This window comes from Stenotrophomonas sp. ZAC14D1_NAIMI4_1, from assembly GCF_003086775.1.
Classification (GTDB): Bacteria; Pseudomonadota; Gammaproteobacteria; order Xanthomonadales; family Xanthomonadaceae; genus Stenotrophomonas.
Genome location: NZ_CP026001.1, coordinates 3,586,509 through 3,604,706 on the forward strand (window position 1 = coordinate 3,586,509; position 18,198 = coordinate 3,604,706).

Here is an 18,198-nt window from a genome sequence, read left to right on the forward strand (position 1 = left end):
GCTGCGGCCTTCAGCCGCGCGTGATTGAACTGCGGATCGCGCGCAGCTGTTGCTTCACCGCACGCTCCTGCGTGGCATCCATGCGCAGCAGTGCCTTCTGCCCCACCGAGCGCGACTGCAGATCGGGATCGGCAAAGCGATAGCGGCCCCGCTCATCACGCACCACCGCCACCGGCCGCGCCGGTTCCGGGGTTTCCAGCAGATGATCGATCACCGCCACCAGGCGGTCGTTGAAGTAGCCCTGCGGCCGCCCGAGGTCGACGTAGGCCTGCTGGATCAGCGGATAGAAGCGCTTGTACGCCGTACCCACTGCCGCAGGATCGAGCGCGGTGAATGCCTGCACGTAGGGCGCGTAGCGCGCCGCGTTGCCTGCGGCAATCTGCTCGCCGTTTTCGCCGGCCTCCACCTGCAGGCCGCCGGGCAGCGGCCGCGTGGCCAGCGCAGACGGTGGCACGCTGGTCTTGTCCAGGTTGTCCACGTGGGTGACCAGGCGTTGGATCAGGTGGTCCCGCAGCAGCAGCGCCAGCCCGCCTTCCCCCTGGAACAGGCCGCTCAGCGCGGTCCATGCAGCAGTATCGCTGTCTTCCATCTTTGGCAGCGCCGGATCGGCAGCAACGTCGGTGTCCAGCGGATGCTGGATGGCCGGCGCCGAGGGTGCGGCCTCCGTGGCCGGTGCTGCAGGGGTTGCCGCAGTCGAAGGCGGTGCCGTCTGGGCGGGCACCTCCACGCGATCGGCCAGACCCTGCCACTGGTCGCGGAACAACCACGCGCCCGCACCGCCAACCACCACGACGCCCAACACCCAGGGCCACACTGCTTTTCCACTCTTCTGCATGATGCGCAACCTCGCTCTGCAAACTGCTTGGACTACGTCAGACCGGCACGCGCTTGCGGGGTTCCCCGCCGCACTCGACCGTGTACTGACGCGTTTACACTGCATCTTCGCGCAGGCCGCATGAATGCCCGCTTCGCCCACTCTGGCGTTCCAATGAAACACACCGCGGCACTACGCCTGCTCCAGCCCGGCATCGTGCTGTTTGATCCGCTGGTGCTGGATGCATTCCTGCGGCAGCACTTTGCACCGGGCGAAGCACCTTTCAGCAGGTTCGTTGATGACCCGGCGGTCGGTGATGCGGCCACGCGGGCCGGCGCGGTGTTCCCGATGTACCCCATCGAAGAAGACGACTACGCGGTTTTCATTGAGCCCGCATTCGCCGACACCAGCGCTCCTGCCGACGGCGCCACGCGCTGCTTCAGCCATCCCGGCGCCCCGCTGCGGGTGGACAGCGGCGTGTTGATCGCCGCTGACCTGCACGCGTTGATGGCGTGGGATGCGGACTTCTTCCTGCACTACCGCCAGCGCCTGCAGGAGCGCCTGCCAAACAGCGACTATCTGGACGTGCTTCCAGGTTGTTACGACGTTGCCATCCATGGGTACACCGGCCTGCCGCAGCCGCACCCTCCACAGGGCTATGGGCTGCAGCTGCGGGCCGTGACCGAGCTGTCTGCGATACGGGCAGATGACGATTTCGACTTTGCCCTGCCCATCGCACCACCTCAGGCCTGAAGGCAGCCGCAGCGGAAACCGGCAGGCGCGATACACACTGACGCCGCCCACGCCCGGCGCTCACGCCTGCTTTGCGTCCATGCAGCGACTCTGGGGGCTGGTTCGTTGCGAGGGAACAGGCGATGCACTACGCGCTGTATTACTGGACCGGCATCCAGGGCCGTGGCGAGTTCGTGCGGCTGGCACTGGAAGATGCCGGCGCCGGGTACGTGGACATGGCACGCGTCCATGGTGATGCGGTCATGGAGCCGTTCCTGCAGGGCCAGGCCGAGGGCGGGCAGCCATTTGCACCCCCGTTCCTGAAGGCCGGACGGCAGGTGATCGCACAGGTTGCGGCGATCCTGGACTTCCTCGGCCCCACGCTGGACCTGGTACCGCAGGCGGCCTCGCGGCGGATGCAGGCGCTGCAGCTGCAGTTGACCATCGCCGATCTGGTGGCCGAAGTGCACGACACCCATCATCCGATTGCCGCCTCGCAGTACTACGAGGAGCAGAAAGCCGAGGCCAAGGCGCGCGCGGCAACGATGCGCAGCGAGCGCCTGCCGAAGTTCCTCGGCTACTTCGAGCAGGTGATCGAGGCCAACGGCGGTCGCCACCCGCTGCGCGAGCACTCCTACGTGGACCTCTCGCTGTTCCAGCTGCTGAGCGGCCTGGACTACATGTTCCCGAAGCGGATGCAGGCCCTGGCGCCCACCCTGCCCCTGCTGCGGGCGCTGCAGGAGCGGGTGGCGAAACGGCCGAACATCGCCGCGTACCTGGACTCGGAGCGGCGGCTGGCGTTCAACACCAACGGCATCTTCCGCCATTACCCCGAGCTGGATGGAGACACCTGACGCCGGGCAAGGCCCGGCGCCCCATCAATGCCCGGCGTCAGCCAACGGCTTTACCGGCTGCTTCTGCAGCGACAGCAGCCCCAGCAGCACAGCCAGCGCCACGTAGGCCCCGGCAAACTGCCAGCTGATGATGCGCGCCAGGCCCTGCAGATCCCACGGCAGGTAGATGCCACCGCGCGGGTCGACCGAATGGATCAGGCCGAACAGGGTCAGGCCGGCCGCCACCAGCAGGAAACCGCAGGCGCGGCGCAGGCGGCCATCGACCATCGCCGATACGGTGGCGATCCACAGCATCGAAGTAATGATGAAGCCATTGCCCAGCGCGAAGATCACCGCCAGTTCCGGCAGGCCGTGGCCATCGACGTGGGTCAGCAGCGCGCCCATCTGGTCGGCGGGAATCCAGCCCGGTGCCTTGATCGCCAGCAGGTACGCCGCCGAGGGCAGGAAGCCCAGCACCATCGCCCCGGCGTGCTGGCGCGGGGTGGCCTGGAACGCCTGGGTGGTGATGTCGATGGACACGTACACGATGATCGGCGCCAGCACCGCCAGCGGCAGCCACTGCACCAGGCCGGAAATGATGCCCAGCATGCCGCCGATGCCGACGAACAGGCCGGTCAGCAGCGTGTAACCGCTGCGTGCGCCCATGTGCTTGTAGGCCGGCTGGCCGATGTATGGCGTGGTCTGGGCAACGCCGCCGCAGACACCGGCCACCAGCGTGGCCACCGCTTCCACCAGCAGGATGTCGCGGGTGCGGTAGTCATCGCCGGCCGCGCGCGCGCTCTCGGACACGTTGATGCCACCCACGACCATCAGCAGGCCGAACGGCAGCAGCAGCGGCAGGTAGGTCATCGCCGTCGGCAGGCCATCGATGAAGCCCAGCGTGGGCAGCGGCAGCACCACCTGCGGCGGCACCCAGGCCGGCACCTGGAAGCCCGGCACGCCCAGCCCGGCCAGGCCGAGGCCGTAATAGAGGACGGTGCCGAACACGAAGGCCAGCAGCACGCCCGGGCCACGCACCGGCAGCTTGCCCTTGGCGATCAGCACGTACAGCAGCAGGCCCAGCGTGGTGAAGCCGACCAGCGGCGAGCGCAGGGTTTCCAGCAGGGGCAGCAGGCCCATCAGCACCAGGGCGATGCCGGCGATGGAGCCCAGCAGCGCCGCACGCGGCAGCGCGCGGGTCACCGCTTCACCGAAGAAGGACAGGATCAGCTTCAGCACGCCCATGATGACCAGCGCGGCCATGCCCAGCTGCCAGGTGGCGATTGCCGCGGCGTGCGGGTCCATGCCCTGCTGCTTGAAGGCAGCAAAGGCCGGGCCAAGCACCAGCAGGGCCATGCCGATGCTGGTCGGCGCATCCAGGCCCAGCGGCATGGCAGTGACATCGTCGCGGCCGGTGCGTGCGGCGAGGCGGCGCGCCATCAGGGTGTAGAGCAGGTTGCCGACCAGCACGCCGAAGGCCGTGCCGGGGAACATGCGGCCAAACACCACATCGGCGGGGAACTGGAACACGCCGATGAGGGCCATGGCGATGAAGCCAAGGATGGAGAGGTTGTCGACGACCAGGCCGAAGAAGCCATTGAAGTCGCCAGCGACGAACCAGCGGCGTGGTGCGGCGGGAGCGGGAGCGGACATGGAAGGGGCGGTGGGGGTGGGGACCGCCGATGGTAGGCCCAGCGGGGCCTGGGCGCCAATTCCGTCATGGAATGATGGGTTCCAGCCAACGGCGGGGCCCCTCGTGGCTGGGTCTCGAACAGCGATCTCCGGGCTGGGCCGGGCGGGTGGGTGGCGCGGGGGACGCCGTAAACCCATCCTTGGGGGCTTGGCCGCGGCATCCATGCCGCGGACACCCCCGCGCCACCCACCCGCCCGGCCCCTGACGATTTCCTGCGCGCGCCGGCCACGGAAGAGAATCAGAAGATCAGAAGCAGGCTCCCGTTGTAGAGCCGAGCCCATGCTCGGCTGCTGTACGCGAGAGCCATGAGCCGAGCATGGCTCGGCTACAGAAGATCACTCCGATCATTCTTCCGCTATCCACGCATGGCGTGGATCTACCGGCCACCGGGAAACTGTCGAAGGCGGGGTGGGTCCGGTTGAGGGGGTGTGAGCGCCATGGATGGCGCGACCAAGCCCCCAGGGATGGGTTTACGGCGTCCCCCTCAACCGGACCCACCCCGCCAACCCACGGATAGCCAGCTCTTGAACTTGACGTTGCTCTGGTCTGTAGCGGGTGCAGGGCGCAGCCCTGCATCGCCCCCCACCCCTACTTTTTCAGGAAGTTGTCCACCAGCAGGTGCTTCACATCGTCGAAGCGGCCGTTCAACACCGCCTTGGCCGCATACAACGCCGTACCCGCCACCTGCTTGGCTTCGATCTGCGGCGGCATCACCAGCTCCGCGCGGCTGGTATGCACATCCAGCAATGCCGGTCCGCGCTGGGCCAGGAAGTCCAGTACCGCTTCCTCCAGATCCTCGCTGCGGGTCACCGTGCGGCCGTGGAAACCGATCACCTCGGCCAGGCGACCAAAATCGGGATTCTTCAGGTCGGTGTAGTTGTCCAGCAGGCCCTCCACCTTCTGCTCCAGCTCGACGAAATTCAGCGAGCCGTTGTTGAACACCACCACCTTGATCGGCAGGTTCTCCTGCACGGCGGTCAGCAGGTCACCCAGCAGCATCGCCAGGCCACCATCGCCGGACAGCGAAATCACCTGCCGGCCGGGGAAGGCCTTCTGCAGGCCCAGCGCCTGCGGCATCGCGTTGGCCATCGTGCCGTGCAGCAGGCTGGTCAGCGTGCGCCGGCGGCCGTTCACCCGGATATGGCGCAGCACCCAGACCATCGGCGAGCCACCGTCGGCGGTGAACAGGGCATCGTCGCTGGCGTGCTTCGACAGCAACGCGGTCAGGTGTTGCGGGTGGATCAGTTCGCCTTCGCCGGGCTGTTCTTCCTGTTCGCGCTTCTGCAGCGCCTTGTCCCGGTGCGTGATGCACTCGTCGAGGAAGGTGCTGTCCTCGCGTGGCGGCAGCATCGGCAGCAGCGCGTCCAGCGTCGGTGCGATGTCGCCAACCACGCCCAGGCTCACCGGATGGCGGCGGCCGAGGTGGCTGCCATCGCGGTCGACCTGGATGATGGTCGCCTTGTCCGGGTAGAACTGGCCCCAGGCGAAGTCAGCGCCCAGCAGCAGCAGCGTGTCGCACTCCATCAACGTGTGGAAGCCCGATTCGATGCCGAAGATGCCGGTCATGCCCATGTTGTAGGGGTTGTCCGGCTCGACAAAATCCTTGGCACGCGAGGTGTGCGCCACCGGCGCCTGCAGCTGCCGGGCGAGTTCCAGCAGCTGCGCGTGCGCGCCCTGGCAACCGGCGCCGGCATAGATGCCGATGCGCTTGCCCTGCCCCAGCAGTCCGGCGATGCGTTGCAGCTCGTCATCGGACGGGCGCAGCACCGGCTGGGCGTAATGCACCGAGAACGGCACGTCGTGCTTCACCTCGGCCTCGCTGATGTCCGCCGGCAGGATGACCACCGCCACGCCGCGGCGGCTGATCGCCGCCTGGCAGGCCAGCGCCACCACGCGCCGCGCCTGCTCGGGGCTGTGCACCTGCTCGCAGAACACCGTGCAACTTCCATAGACCGCCTTGAAATCCACTTCCTGCGGGAATTCCATGCCCAGTTCGCTGGTGAGGATCTGGCTGGCGATCAGCACCATCGGCGCGCGGTTGCGGTTGCTTTCGAAGATGCCGTTGATGAAGTGCAGGCCACCGGGCCCGCAGGAACCGGCGCAGGCGGTCAGCTGCCCGCTCACCAGCGAATCAGCGCCGGCGGCGAAGGCGGCCACTTCTTCGTGGCGCACGTGCACCCATTCGATCTCGCTGCGATGCATCGCATCGGTCACGTGGTTCAAGGTATCGCCCACAATGCCGTAGCAGCGGCGGACGCCGGCCTGCTGAAGTGTGTCGATGACGATTTCTGCAACGCGCTTGCTCATGGGGGCACAGTCGGGGTTCGGGGGAACCCCGAGGCTAGACCCGGCCAAGTGATGCCACTGTGGGCATTGTGCAGGCTGATCCGATACATTGACGGCAGATTCCCCGGCCTGCCCCCATGCAGCTCATCCTGCACCGCGCTGAATCGCGCGACACCCTGAACTACCACGAACTGCAGTGGCTGCAGGGGCTCGATGCCACCCTGCATCCGCATCTGGCAACACTGCGTGCGCAGCCGCGCGGCAGCCTCGAGGGCACCGCGCTCGCAACCGCGATGGACGAACTGCTGCAGTGCCTGGCCACCGTCCCTGGTGACGACGTGCAGCGCAGGGGCGGCCTGCGCCTGCTTCTGGTGTTTGCCGCCGCCCACCGCGATGGCCAGGCCGTGGCCTGGCAGACCCGCTGACCCGGACAGGAACCGACGTGGCCTTCGACCTCTACCTCGACAACGGGCGCGACCCGGAACAGCGTGCCTGGATTGCGCCGCACGAGGAAGCCATCCTCAGTTCCGATGCGCAGCGCTACCCGCAGCTGTGCCGGCTCGCGCGTGAGTTCTACGCGCAGCCCTCCATCTCGCCCGAGCAGTCACAGGCACTGGTGCAGGAAATCATCGGCCGCATGCTGGAGGAACCACAGGGCGCAGACTCGCCGCTGACCGAGGTGGCGCTGCGTCTGCTGGTGCTGTTCGACCAGGCATATCGCCAGCGCAGCACCATCCGCTGCGTCGGTGACTGAACGCCTGTTTCAATCGTTGACGTTGACCCAGCCCTCGATCGCGCCGCGCTTCGGGTTGCGATAGCGCAGCTTCATCCAGCCGTCCTTTTCATCCAGCATCTCGACCCGGTCGCCCTGCAGCAGATAGCGCTTGGTGCTTGCAGCACCCGGGCGATCAAACAGGAACAGGCGCGCGGTCAGCACCGTGGCCTGCTGGCCGCGCAGCGGTGCATTGGCGGCCGGTGCACTCAGGCCATCGGCGATGGCGCTTTCCAGCACGCGGCCGGACGCATCATGGGTGCGCCAGACCGCCAGCGGGCCGTTTTCCTCGGTCCGATCCGGCTGCAGCGTGTTGTTCAATGTGTCGCCCAGGCGCAGCACGTCCTCGGAGCGGTACAGATAGAGCGTGCTGCCATCGAAGCGGTATTGATCGGTGTACCACATCGGCCCGCCGCGGCAGCTGCTGGTCAGCATACGGGTGGCCGCATCAACGGTGAGGCCCATCAGGCCGCCGCAGTTGTCACGGCCATGGGTCTGGGCCTGCAGCGCGCGGAAACCGCCGCTGGCCGGATCGTAGCGATACACCGCCACCGCTTCGTTGACCATGCCGACCGACGCCCGCGCAACCAGCTCCGGGCGCCCATCGAAATCGACATCCTCGGCAGACAGGCGGGAATTGCCCTCGACATCGGGGGCCCCCGGCAGACTCTGCCGCTTGCCCGAGGGCAGTACCTGCACGGCAATGCTGCCGCCCTCCGTCACCTCGGCCTGCACGCGGACGCCGGGCGCCGCCTCGAAGCGCAGCGGCGCATTGCTTTCAGCGGCATGCGCCAGCGGAGTCATCAGGCCCGCCAGCAGCAGGCCCATCACCGTGTCCCTGTGTCTCATCGTCGTTCCCTGCGGCGCCACGGTGGCGCCTCCAGGTCAGAACGATACGTCAACGGCCTGCCGCGACCACAGCACCGACTGGTGCTTGGTCTGCTGCTTCCACGCCAGGCGGATGGCTTCGATGTCGGCACGACGCTGCGGGCTGTCTTCATGCAGCACCACCAGCACCTTGGTGCGCAGGCGGTTGGGCGAGGTGTCGCCGCGGAACAGCCACTGGCCGTAGGCATCGAACACCGTCAGGCCATCGGGGAAGCGCGGGGTCACTTCCTTGTCCAGGAAGGCGCGCCACTGCGCCTCGCTGATGGTGTCCGCCTGCGGCCGGTTGCCCGCGCCCTGCTCCTCACCCACGCCGAAGTACAGCTCGCTGCGCACCCAGCCCTGGCCGTTGGACGGCCGCGCGGCGTCGCCCTGCATCTCGGCGGTGGTGGCATAGGCGCTGGGCGCCTTCGAGGACAGGCTGGCGCAGCCGCTGGTCGCCAGCAGCACGGCAAAGATCAGGCCAAGGTGTTTCATGGGGGACAGCACTCCGGGGAAGGGGAAAAGCACGACGAAGGGGCACGGAGGGTACACCTGCGTTTCGGTTGCGGCTGCAACCAATCACTCATGCCACAGGGGCATCAGCTGATGCGATTGGAAGCGGGGCTTGCGTCACACCCCCTCCTCACGCCAAGATAATATATCGCTTCATCCGGATGGATGTAAGTGAAACTTTCTCTCCCCCGCCCCTTCCCCACGTCGTTGTTGCTGGAGTCCGCATGTCCCCCCGCCTGTCCGCGTCGCCGCTTGGCCTCGCCATCGCGCTCGCCCTGTCCCCCGCCCTCGCCTCTGCCCAGGATGCGGCCACCAACCTGGACACGGTGATCGTCACCGGCACCCGCGCCGCCGACCGCACCGTGCTCGAATCCACCTCGCCGGTGGACGTGCTCACCGCCGAGGACATCCGCAAGGCCGGCGTGGTCAACGGCGAGCTGGGCAGTGCGCTGCAGGCCCTGCTGCCGTCGTTCAACTTCCCGCGCCAGTCCAACTCCGGCGGCGCCGACCACGTGCGCGCCGCGCAGCTGCGTGGCCTGTCGCCTGACCAGGTGCTGGTGCTGGTGAACGGCAAGCGCCGCCACCACACCGCACTGGTCAACACGGACAGCAAGATCGGCAAGGGCACCACCCCGGTCGATTTCAACTCGATCCCGGTCAGCGCCATCAAGCGCATCGAAGTGCTGCGTGATGGCGCCGGCGCCCTGTACGGCTCCGATGCCGTGGCCGGCGTGATCAACGTGATCCTGGACAACGGCGGCGACGGCGGCGAGATCGAAGCCAGCTACGGCGCCAACCACACCGACCTCAAGCCGATCGGCCGCACCCTCACCGATGGCCAGGCCGGCAACATCAGCGCCAAGGTCGGCACGTCGCTGGGCGAGGATGGCGGCTTCCTGCGCGTAGGCCTGGAATACAAGAAGCGCAACGGCACCAACCGCGCCGGCTACGACCTGATCCCGCCGTGGGACCAGACCGAGGCCAACCTGGCGCTGCAGGGCAAGCGCAACTACGTGCTCGGCGATGGCGCCAGCAAGGACATCAACCTGTGGCTGAACACCGAGATTCCGGTGGGCAAGACCGCAACGTTCTATGCCTTCGGCACCTTCAACCAGCGTGACACCGAAGGTGCGAACTACTTCCGCTACCCCGATGGCGATGCCAACTGGAAGGAGGTCTACCCGAACGGATACCGCCCGATTTCCGAAGGCGAGAACCGCGATGTGCAGGCCGTGGCCGGCGTGCGTGGCCAGTGGGGCGAGTGGAGCTATGACGGCAGCGTGGATTACGGCCAGAACGACTTCACCTACCGCCTGCGCGATTCGATCAATGCCTCGCTGGGCCCGACCAGCCCGACCCGCTTCAAGACCGCCGATTACCAGTACGCGCAGACCGTGGGCAACCTCGACCTGAGCCGCGTGTTCTCGCAGAGCGACAGCATCACCCACACCCTGGGCCTGGGCGCGGAAGTGCGCCACGAGCGCTACCAGACGCGTCCGGGTGACCCGTCCAGCTATGCGGCCGGCCCGTACACCGATCGCCCGACCGGCTCGCAGGCCGGTGGCGGCCTGACCCCGCAGGATGCCGCTTCGCTGGCGCGCGACGTGGCCAGTGCCTATGCCAGCCTGTCCAGCCAGTTCGGCGACCACTTCTCCACCGACCTGGCCGCGCGCTACGAGCACAGCGACGATTTCGGCGGCGAGCTGACCGGCAAGCTCGGCCTGCGCTACGAATTCACCCCGGCCTTCGCCCTGCGCGGTGCCATCTCCAACAACTTCCGCGCGCCGTCGCTGGCACAGATCGGCTACGAATCCACGTCCACCGGCTACAACGCCGCTGGCCAGCTGGTGCAGGGCCGCCTGCTGTCGGTCAACAACCCGATCGCCCGCGGCCTCGGCGCGCAGGACCTGAAGCCGGAGAAGTCGCTGAACACCTCGCTGGGCTTCACCAGCCGCATCGGTGAGCACTTCGACCTGTCGCTGGACTTCTTCCAGATCGACATCGACGACCGCATCGCGCTGTCGGAAAGCATCACCGGCGATGCGCTGACCGACTTCGTGGCCGCCAACTACGGCGTCACCGGCCTGCAGAGTGCCAGCTTCTTCGTCAACGCCGCCGATACCCGCACCCGTGGCGCCGAGCTGGTGACCAACTGGCGCCAGGCACTGGGCGATGGCCAGCTGCTGCTGACCGGCACCTATGCCTACACCAAGACCACGCTGAAGAACGTGCTGGCCACCCCGTCCCAGCTGCAGGCGCTGGACGCGGACTACGTGCTGTTCGGCATCGAGGAAACCAACACGCTGACCGACGCGACCCCGCGCACCCGTGCCAGCTTCTCGGCCGCCTGGAGCAACGACCACTGGTCGCTGAGCAGCCGCGTGAACCGCTACGGCAGCGCCACCCGCGTGTTCAATTTCGGCGATGGCTACATTCCGCGCCAGACCTACCAGGCCGAGTGGCAGCTGGATGCAGAGGTGGAATACCGCTTCAACAAGCAGTGGAGCGTGGCCATCGGCGGGCAGAACCTGACGGACAACTACCCGGACAAGTCCAACGACGATATCTACTACTACGGCAACCTGCCGTACGACGTGCTGTCGCCGATCGGCAGCAACGGCGCGTACTACTACGGCCGCGTGCGTTACACGTTCTGACCGCTTCTGGTGGGTGCGGACCGTTGGTCCGCACTGCCCTTCGTGCCGACCAACGGTCGGCACCCACCGGTCTTCATTTTTTCTGGTGGGTGCGGACCGTTGGTCCGCACTGCCCTTCCGTGCCGACCAACGGTCGGCACCCACCGGTCTTCATATCTTCTGGTGGGTGCGGACCGTTGGTCCGCACTGCCCTTCGTGCCGACCAACGGTCGGCACCCACCGGTCTTCATTTCTTCTGGTGGGTGCGGACCGTTGGTCCGCACTGCCCTTCCGTGCCGACCAACGGTCGGCACCCACCGGTCTTCATATCTTCTGGTGGGTGCGGACCGTTGGTCCGCACTGCCCTTCCATGCCGACCAACGGTCGGCACCCACCGGTCTTCATTTCTTCTGGTGGGTGCGGACCGTTGGTCCGCGTTGCCCTTCGTGCCGACCAACGGTCGGCACCCACCGGTCTTCATTTCTTCTGGTGGGTGCGGACGTTGGTCCGCACTGCCCTTCCATGCCGACCAACGGTCGGCACCCACCGGTCTTCATTTCTTCTGGTGGGTGCGGACCGTTGGTCCGCACTGCCCTTCGTGCCGACCAACGGTCGGCACCCACCGGTCTTCATTTTTTCTGGTGGATGCGGACCGTTGGTCCGCACTGCCCTTCCGTGCCGACCAATGGTCGGCACCCACCGGTCTTCATTTTTTCTGGTGGGTGCGGACCGTTGGTCCGCACTGCCCTTCGTGCCGACCAACGGTCGGCACCCACCGGTCAGGCAGTTGTCGCCCCGCCTCGACCTGCCCTACACGCCGCCGCTGGCAAGCTGGTGGGCATGGCTGAACCGCTCCCCCTGCGTCCGCCACCGCCATTGCTGGACGACGCCTGTGCGTTGTTTCTCGATGTCGACGGCACCCTCATAGAATTCGCTGCGCGCCCGGATGCCGTGCAGCTCCTGCCGGATGTGCGTGAAGCCATCGGCCGTATCAGTGATCGCCTCGAAGGCGCGGTCGCCCTCGTCAGTGGTCGCCCACTGGAACAGCTGGACCAGCTGTTCGCCCCCCTGCAGCTGCCCGCCGCCGGCTTGCATGGCCACGAACTGCGTGGCGAGGACGGGCGCGTGCTGCGTGAAGAACAGGACGATGACACCGCCGAATGGCTGCATGCCCTGCACCAGCAGGCCATGCGTTTCGCCCACGGCTATCCCGGCGTGCTGGTGGAGGAAAAGGGTGCCGGTCTGGCCCTGCACTGGCGTGGCGCACCGCATGCCGCCAGTGATGTACGCACCTTCGCCGAGCGCCATGTGCGCGGCCGCCCCAGCTATCGCCTGCAACCCGGTGACCATGTGGTCGAGTTCGTCCCCGTGGGCACCGACAAGGGCCGCGCCCTGCGCCGCCTGATGCAGTACCTGCCGTTCCGTGGCCGCCTGCCGGTTTTCCTGGGCGATGACCTCACCGATGAGTTCGGCTTCGAGGCCGCCAACGGACAGCATGGCTGGAGCGTGCTGATCGGCGAACGTGAACCCAGCGCGGCGGTGTTCGCGCTGCCTGACATACGCAGCGTGCACGCCTGGCTGCGTGAGAATGCGTATTGACCCGGCCACCCCACGGCCGCAACCGAGATGTACCGCGTGATGACCCAACCCGATCTTGATCTGGGCGTGGTCGGCAACGGCAGCTTCGGCGCCCTGGTCGACAAACATGCCCGCGTTGTCTGGAGCTGCCTGCCCACCTTCGACGGCGACCCTACGTTCTGCGCCCTGCTGGGGCCCAACCAGCAGACCGGCGGCGATTTCGCCATCGAGCTGGAGGACTTCGCCAGCAGCGAGCAGGAATACCTGACCAACACCGCGATCCTGCGCACCGTGCTGCACGACAGCCACGGCGGTTCACTGGAAATCCTCGACTTCGCCCCACGCTGGCGGCAGAACGACCGCTTCTACCGTCCGGTCAGCCTGATCCGCCAGGTGCGGCCGCTCACCGGCAGCCCGCGCATCACCGTGCTGGCGCGCCCGTTGGCCGACTGGGGCGCCCGCGTGCCCGAATCGACCTGGGGCAGCAACCACGTGCGCTGGATCCTGCCCGAACACGTGCTGCGCCTGACCACCGACGTGCCCGTGCGCATGGTGCGCGAAGGCCTGCCGTTCGTGCTCAACCATCCCATCCACCTCATCCTGGGCGTGGATGAATCGCTCAACCGCTCCATCAGCGGCTACGTGCAGGAAGCCTTCCAGCGCACCCGCGATTACTGGCGCGAATGGGTGCGCTACCTGTCCATCCCGCTGGAGTGGCAGGACGCGGTCATCCGCAGCGCGATCACCCTCAAGCTGTGCCAGTACGAGGACAGCGGCGCGATCATCGCCGCGATGACCACCTCCATTCCCGAAGCGCCCGGCAGCGTGCGCAACTGGGATTACCGCTACTGCTGGCTGCGCGATGCGGCGTTCGTGGTGCGTGCGTTGAACCGCCTCGGCGCCACCCGCACGATGGAACAGTTCCTCGGCTACATCTTCAACCTGGCCACCACCGACGGCACCCTGCAGCCGCTGTACGGCATCGGCTTCGAGGCCAAGCTGGACGAGGATGAAGTGCCCAGCCTGTCCGGCTACCGCGGCATGGGCCCGGTGCGCCGCGGCAACCTGGCCTGGGTGCAGCGCCAGCACGATGTCTATGGCAGCGTGGTGCTGGCATCCACCCAGCTGTTCTTCGACCGCCGCCTGCAGGACCCGGGCGATGCGCACACCTTCGCGCGGCTGGAGCCGCTGGGCGAGCAGGCCTTCGCCCTGCATGACGTGCCCGATGCCGGCCTGTGGGAATTCCGTGGCCGCACCGAAGTGCATACCTACACCAGCGCGATGTGCTGGGCCGCCTGCGACCGCCTGTGCAAGATCGCCGTGCGCCTCAAGCGCGACGATCGCGCGAACTACTGGCGCGAGCGCGCCGACACCATCCACGCCCGCATCATGGAAAAGGCGTGGAGCGAGGAGCTTGGCCACTTCACCGACACCTTCGACGGCCATCGCCTGGATGCCTCGTTGCTGCTGCTGGCCGACATCGGTTTCATCGACGCACTGGACGCCCGCTTCGTCGCCACCGTCGAGGCGATCGGCCGCGACCTCAAGCACGGCAATTCGCTGTACCGCTACGTGGCACCGGATGATTTCGGCGAACCGGAAACCAGCTTCACCATCTGCACGTTCTGGTACATCGATGCGCTGGCGGCGATCGGCCGCATGGACGAAGCGCGCGAGATGTTCGAGCTGCTGCTGAAGCAGCGCAACCACCTCGGCCTGCTCTCCGAAGACCTGGCCTTCGACGGTGGCGAAGCGTGGGGCAACTTCCCGCAGACCTATTCGCACGTCGGCCTGATCACCGCCGCCATGCGCCTGTCGCGTTCCTGGCAGGAGGCGTCGTGAGTCGTCTGGTCGTAGTGTCCAACCGGGTGGCCGTACCCGGTGAAAGCCGCGCCGGCGGCCTGGCCGTGGGCCTGCTTGCCGCACTGAAGGAACGCGGCGGCATGTGGTTCGGCTGGAGCGGCAAGAACGCAAAGGATGCCAGCGGCACGCTGCACCAGCAGAAGGACGGTGACATCGAGTACGTCACCATGGACCTGGCCAAGCGCGATGTGGATGGCTACTACAACGGCTTTTCCAACCGCACGCTGTGGCCGCTGCTGCACTTCCGCCTGGACCTGGTCGACTATGACCGCGGCACCCGCGAGACCTACCACAAGGTCAATGCGCTGTTCGCCGACAAGCTCGCGCCGCTGCTGCGCGAGGACGACATCGTCTGGATCCACGACTATCACCTGATACCGCTGGGCGCGATGCTGCGCGAGCGCGGCATCGGCTGCAGGATCGGCTTCTTCCTGCATATCCCGATGCCGTCGGCCGACCTGCTGCAGGCCATGCCCGACCACCTGCGGCTGTTCTCCTCGCTCTATGCCTACGATCTGGTCGGCTTCCAGACCCAGCGCGACGCCGACCGCTTCCAGACCTACCTGCGCCTGTTCGGCGGTGGCCGCGTACTGGAGGATGGCCGGCTGGAAGCCCCCGGCGGGCGCCGCTTCCGCGCGGCAGCCTTCCCGATCGGCATCGATACCGACCTCATCGCCCGCCAGGCGGCAACGGCAGCAACCAAGCCCTCGGTGAAGAACCTGCGCAGCAGCCTGCGCGACCGCCAGCTGGCCATCGGCGTGGACCGCCTGGATTATTCCAAGGGCCTGCCCGAGCGCTTCCAGGGCTTCGAACGCTACCTGGAGCGCCACCCCGACCAGCGCGGCTCGCTGACCTACCTGCAGATCGCCCCGGTCTCACGCGGCGATGTCACCGAGTACCGGCAGCTGCGCAGCCAGCTGGAGCAGATTGCTGGGCACATCAACGGTGGCCACGCCGAGCCCGACTGGACCCCGCTGCGCTACGTCAACCAGAACTTCACCCACGCCACGCTGACCGGCTTCTACCGCGCTGCGGCCGTGGGCCTGGTAACCCCGCTGCGCGATGGCATGAACCTGGTGGCCAAGGAGTACGTGGCCTCGCAGGACCCGGATGATCCCGGCGTGCTGGTGCTGTCACTGCTGGCCGGTGCCGCTGATGAACTGAAGCAGGCACTGCTGGTGAACCCGCACGACCTGGACGGCGTGGCCGATGCCATCGCCACCGCGGCGACGATGTCGCTGCGCCGGCGCCAGGAACGCTGGCACGCGATGATGGACCACCTGCGCACGTACGACATCAACCACTGGCGCCGCAGCTACCTGGAAGCGCTGGAAGGGTAACGGGTCCGCCGGGCGTGGCCCGGCGCTACCTTGGCCCGCGCACGTCGTAGCGCCGGGCCACGCCCGGCGGCGGTCAATCCAGGAACCGCGCGGCCTGTTCCGGACCAGGCAGGTAACAGGCGTCGTGCCGGCCGAACCAGCGGTAGCGGTTACGCGCCAGCGCGCGATAGGCCACGTCCCGCCAACCACGCGGCAACAGGCGCAGCACGCCGGCCACGCGCCACAGGCCGCCCAGCCCCGTCAGCACGCGCAGGATCGCGTCGGTGTCGGTCCAGGCGCCCTGCGCGTCCACCAGCAGGAACGACAGCGGGTCGTTCGGGTCCAGGCCATGGGCGCGCAGCAGGGCGCTGCCCTGTGCACCCTGCATCGCCGCGAAGCGGTAGCGCCCCTGCCGGTCAAACCGCAGCAGGAAACGCACCCAGCGGCTGCACAGCGCGCAGACACCGTCGAAGACGATCACTGCCGGCGCTGCGGGCCCGTTCATGCCATCCACACCAGCGTGGCCATGCGCCCCGTACGGCGGTCGCGGCGGTGCGAATACAGGTCCGGGTCGGCCATGGTCGAGATCGTTCCGCCATGGATGCTGGCTGCATCCAGCCCGGCGGCCTGCAGGCGCTGCCGGGCCAGGGCGAACAGGTCCACTTTCCAGTGCCCGGCGCGGGTGGCGACGAAGGCCGCTTCCGCGCCCGGATCGTGGCCAACGAAGGCGTGGTAGACCTCTTCACCGATTTCATAGTGCTGCGGGCCGGCTGCCGGGCCCAGCCAGGCACGCAGCTGCGCTGGCGGGGTGTTCATGGCAGCCACGGTGTCTTCCAGCATGCCGTCGGCCAGGCCACGCCAGCCGGCATGCGCCGCCCCCACCTCGCTGCCATCGGCGGCGGCGAACACCACCGGCAGGCAGTCAGCGGTGAGGATGGCCAGCACCACGCCTGGCACCGAGGTCACCGCGGCGTCGGCCACCGGCTCGCTGGCACCGGCCACCGGTGCCGCGTCGAAACGCAGCACGGTGGTGCCATGCACCTGGCGCAGCCAGTGCGGTGCCGATGGCAGGGCCAGGCCCTGCTGCAGCAGCTGCCGGTTGTGCTCGACGTTGGCCGGGGTATCACCGTCGGCCGCATGCCGATTGCCCAGGTTGAACTGCGCGAACGGCGCCGGCGAGATGCCCGCGCCATGCCGACGCGTGGTCAGCGCGCGGACGCCCGCAGGCGCCGGCCAGTCGGCCTGCAGCAGCGGCAGCGTGGCGTCCATCACCAGCGGTCCCGCTCGCGCTCGGCAAAGGCCGCGCTGTCTTCACGCAGCACCTTCATCAGGTGCAGCATGTCCGCCGGCACCGGTGCGGTATTGCGCACCTGCTCGCCGGTGATCGGGTGCACGAACTCCAGGGTTTCCGCGTGCAGGGCCTGGCGCTTGAATCCGCGCAGGGCCGCGACCAGCTCATCGCTGGCGCCCTTGGGCAGCTTCAGCGCGCCGCCGTACAGCGGGTCACCCACGATCGGGTGGCGGATGTGCGCCATGTGCACGCGGATCTGGTGGGTGCGGCCGGTTTCCAGGCGGCATTCCAGCGCGGTGTGCGCACGGAAGCGCTCGCGCAGGCGGTAATGGGTGATCGCTTCCTTGCCGTCCTCGCGCACGCCCATCTTCAGGCGGTCGCGCGGGTGGCGATCGATCGGGGCATCGGCGGTACCGCCGGCCACCAGGGCGCCCATCACGATGGCCAGGTACTGGCGGTGCACGTCACGCGCGGCCAGCTGCTCGACCAGCGCGGTCTGCGCTTCCAGGGTGCGCGCCACCACCATCACGCCGCTGGTGTCCTTGTCCAGGCGGTGCACGATGCCCGCGCGCGGCAGCACCGCCACCGACGGGTCGCGGTACAGCAGGGCGTTGACCAGGGTGCCGCTGTGGTTGCCGGCGCCCGGGTGGACCACCAGGCCCACCGGCTTGTTGATCACCAGCAGGTGCTCGTCCTCGAACAGCACGTCCAGCGGGATGTCCTCCGGCTGGGCGTCGGTCTGGGTGTCCAGCACCACGTTCAGGGTGACGGCCTCGCCGCCGCGCAGCGGGTCGCGCGGGCGGGCCTGGGCGCCGTCCAGCAGCACATTGCCGGATTTGATCCACTCGGTCAGGCGCGAGCGCGAGTATTCGGGGAACAGCTCGGCCACGACCGCGTCGAAACGGCGGCCGGCGGAGGTGTCGGGGACGATGGCCTGGCGGGCCGATTCGGAGGATTGTTCAGACATGGCAGGGGGGTATCTTCGAAATTTTGGGGTCCGG

16 protein-coding genes are annotated in these 18,198 nt (G+C 67.7%); 8 read left to right on the forward strand and 8 right to left on the reverse strand.

Annotated elements, in window-relative coordinates; all coding sequences use genetic code 11:
• Nucleotides 1–10 precede the first annotated feature (10 nt).
• On the reverse strand, nt 11–835 hold the full coding sequence (locus C1927_RS16450) for a DUF3014 domain-containing protein (RefSeq protein ID WP_108747873.1): 825 nt from the start codon (nt 833–835) through the stop codon (nt 11–13).
• Between the two features lie 120 nt (nt 836–955).
• Between C1927_RS16450 and C1927_RS16455 the strand changes: the two genes are divergently transcribed.
• Together C1927_RS16455 and C1927_RS16460 are read left to right on the forward strand one after the other, a co-directional pair.
• On the forward strand, nt 956–1,567 hold the full coding sequence (locus C1927_RS16455) for a hypothetical protein (protein WP_216821158.1): 612 nt from the start codon (nt 956–958) through the stop codon (nt 1,565–1,567).
• Between the two features lie 122 nt (nt 1,568–1,689).
• Entirely contained in the window at nt 1,690–2,400 is a 711-nt protein-coding gene (locus C1927_RS16460; protein ID WP_079222919.1) for a glutathione S-transferase, read from the forward strand.
• A gap of 24 nt (nt 2,401–2,424) precedes the next feature.
• On the opposite strand, the gene C1927_RS16465 is transcribed toward C1927_RS16460, so the two are convergent.
• Nucleotides 2,425–4,032 (reverse strand): hypothetical protein, encoded by a 1,608-nt coding sequence (locus C1927_RS16465; protein WP_108747248.1) that lies wholly within the window; start codon nt 4,030–4,032, stop codon nt 2,425–2,427.
• A 628-nt stretch (nt 4,033–4,660) separates the two neighbouring features.
• Entirely contained in the window at nt 4,661–6,379 is a 1,719-nt protein-coding gene (locus C1927_RS16470; protein WP_108747249.1) for a thiamine pyrophosphate-dependent enzyme, read from the reverse strand.
• Between the two features lie 116 nt (nt 6,380–6,495).
• Between C1927_RS16470 and C1927_RS16475 the strand changes: the two genes are divergently transcribed.
• Both C1927_RS16475 and C1927_RS16480 read left to right on the forward strand, forming a co-directional pair.
• The gene (locus C1927_RS16475) at nt 6,496–6,783 is read left to right on the forward strand and encodes a hypothetical protein (RefSeq protein ID WP_079222922.1); all 288 of its coding nucleotides are present in this window, start codon (nt 6,496–6,498) and stop codon (nt 6,781–6,783) included.
• Between the two features lie 17 nt (nt 6,784–6,800).
• Complete coding sequence (locus C1927_RS16480; RefSeq protein ID WP_079222923.1) at nt 6,801–7,112, forward strand: hypothetical protein; 312 nt, start codon at nt 6,801–6,803, stop codon at nt 7,110–7,112.
• Nucleotides 7,113–7,121: 9 nt separating this feature from the next.
• On the opposite strand, the gene C1927_RS16485 is transcribed toward C1927_RS16480, so the two are convergent.
• Together C1927_RS16485 and C1927_RS16490 are read right to left on the reverse strand one after the other, a co-directional pair.
• Nucleotides 7,122–7,979 carry a hypothetical protein gene (locus C1927_RS16485; protein ID WP_079222924.1) on the reverse strand — a complete coding sequence of 286 codons (858 nt, stop codon included), beginning with the start codon at nt 7,977–7,979 and terminating at the stop codon, nt 7,122–7,124.
• Nucleotides 7,980–8,015: 36 nt separating this feature from the next.
• Nucleotides 8,016–8,492 (reverse strand): DUF3574 domain-containing protein, encoded by a 477-nt coding sequence (locus C1927_RS16490; RefSeq protein WP_079222925.1) that lies wholly within the window; start codon nt 8,490–8,492, stop codon nt 8,016–8,018.
• 242 nt (nt 8,493–8,734) lie between these two features.
• On the opposite strand from C1927_RS16490, the gene C1927_RS16495 reads away from it, so the two are divergent.
• The 4 genes from C1927_RS16495 (at nt 8,735) to otsA (ending at nt 15,927) form a co-directional block, all read left to right on the forward strand.
• Complete coding sequence (locus C1927_RS16495) at nt 8,735–11,167, forward strand: TonB-dependent receptor (protein ID WP_079222926.1); 2,433 nt, start codon at nt 8,735–8,737, stop codon at nt 11,165–11,167.
• Nucleotides 11,168–11,986: 819 nt separating this feature from the next.
• On the forward strand, nt 11,987–12,745 hold the full coding sequence (otsB, locus tag C1927_RS16500; protein WP_108747250.1) for a trehalose-phosphatase: 759 nt from the start codon (nt 11,987–11,989) through the stop codon (nt 12,743–12,745).
• 39 nt (nt 12,746–12,784) lie between these two features.
• On the forward strand, nt 12,785–14,566 hold the full coding sequence (locus tag C1927_RS16505; protein ID WP_079225357.1) for a glycoside hydrolase family 15 protein: 1,782 nt from the start codon (nt 12,785–12,787) through the stop codon (nt 14,564–14,566).
• Nucleotides 14,563–15,927 (forward strand): alpha,alpha-trehalose-phosphate synthase (UDP-forming), encoded by a 1,365-nt coding sequence (otsA, locus tag C1927_RS16510; protein WP_079222928.1) that lies wholly within the window; start codon nt 14,563–14,565, stop codon nt 15,925–15,927. Before C1927_RS16505 ends, otsA begins: the two co-directional genes overlap by 4 nt.
• A gap of 73 nt (nt 15,928–16,000) precedes the next feature.
• Here otsA and C1927_RS16515 read toward each other — a convergent pair whose 3' ends face one another.
• The 3 genes from C1927_RS16515 to rluD are packed head-to-tail and all read right to left on the reverse strand — an operon-like array spanning nt 16,001 to nt 18,164.
• Entirely contained in the window at nt 16,001–16,411 is a 411-nt protein-coding gene (locus C1927_RS16515; protein WP_079222929.1) for a thiol-disulfide oxidoreductase DCC family protein, read from the reverse strand.
• Nucleotides 16,408–17,175, reverse strand: a complete 768-nt coding sequence (gene pgeF / locus C1927_RS16520) for a peptidoglycan editing factor PgeF (protein ID WP_079222930.1) — start codon at nt 17,173–17,175, stop codon at nt 16,408–16,410. The genes C1927_RS16515 and pgeF overlap by 4 nt, the downstream gene beginning before the upstream one ends.
• Complete coding sequence (rluD, locus tag C1927_RS16525) at nt 17,175–18,164, reverse strand: 23S rRNA pseudouridine(1911/1915/1917) synthase RluD (protein ID WP_079222931.1); 990 nt, start codon at nt 18,162–18,164, stop codon at nt 17,175–17,177. Before rluD ends, pgeF begins: the two co-directional genes overlap by 1 nt.
• Nucleotides 18,165–18,198 lie beyond the last annotated feature (34 nt).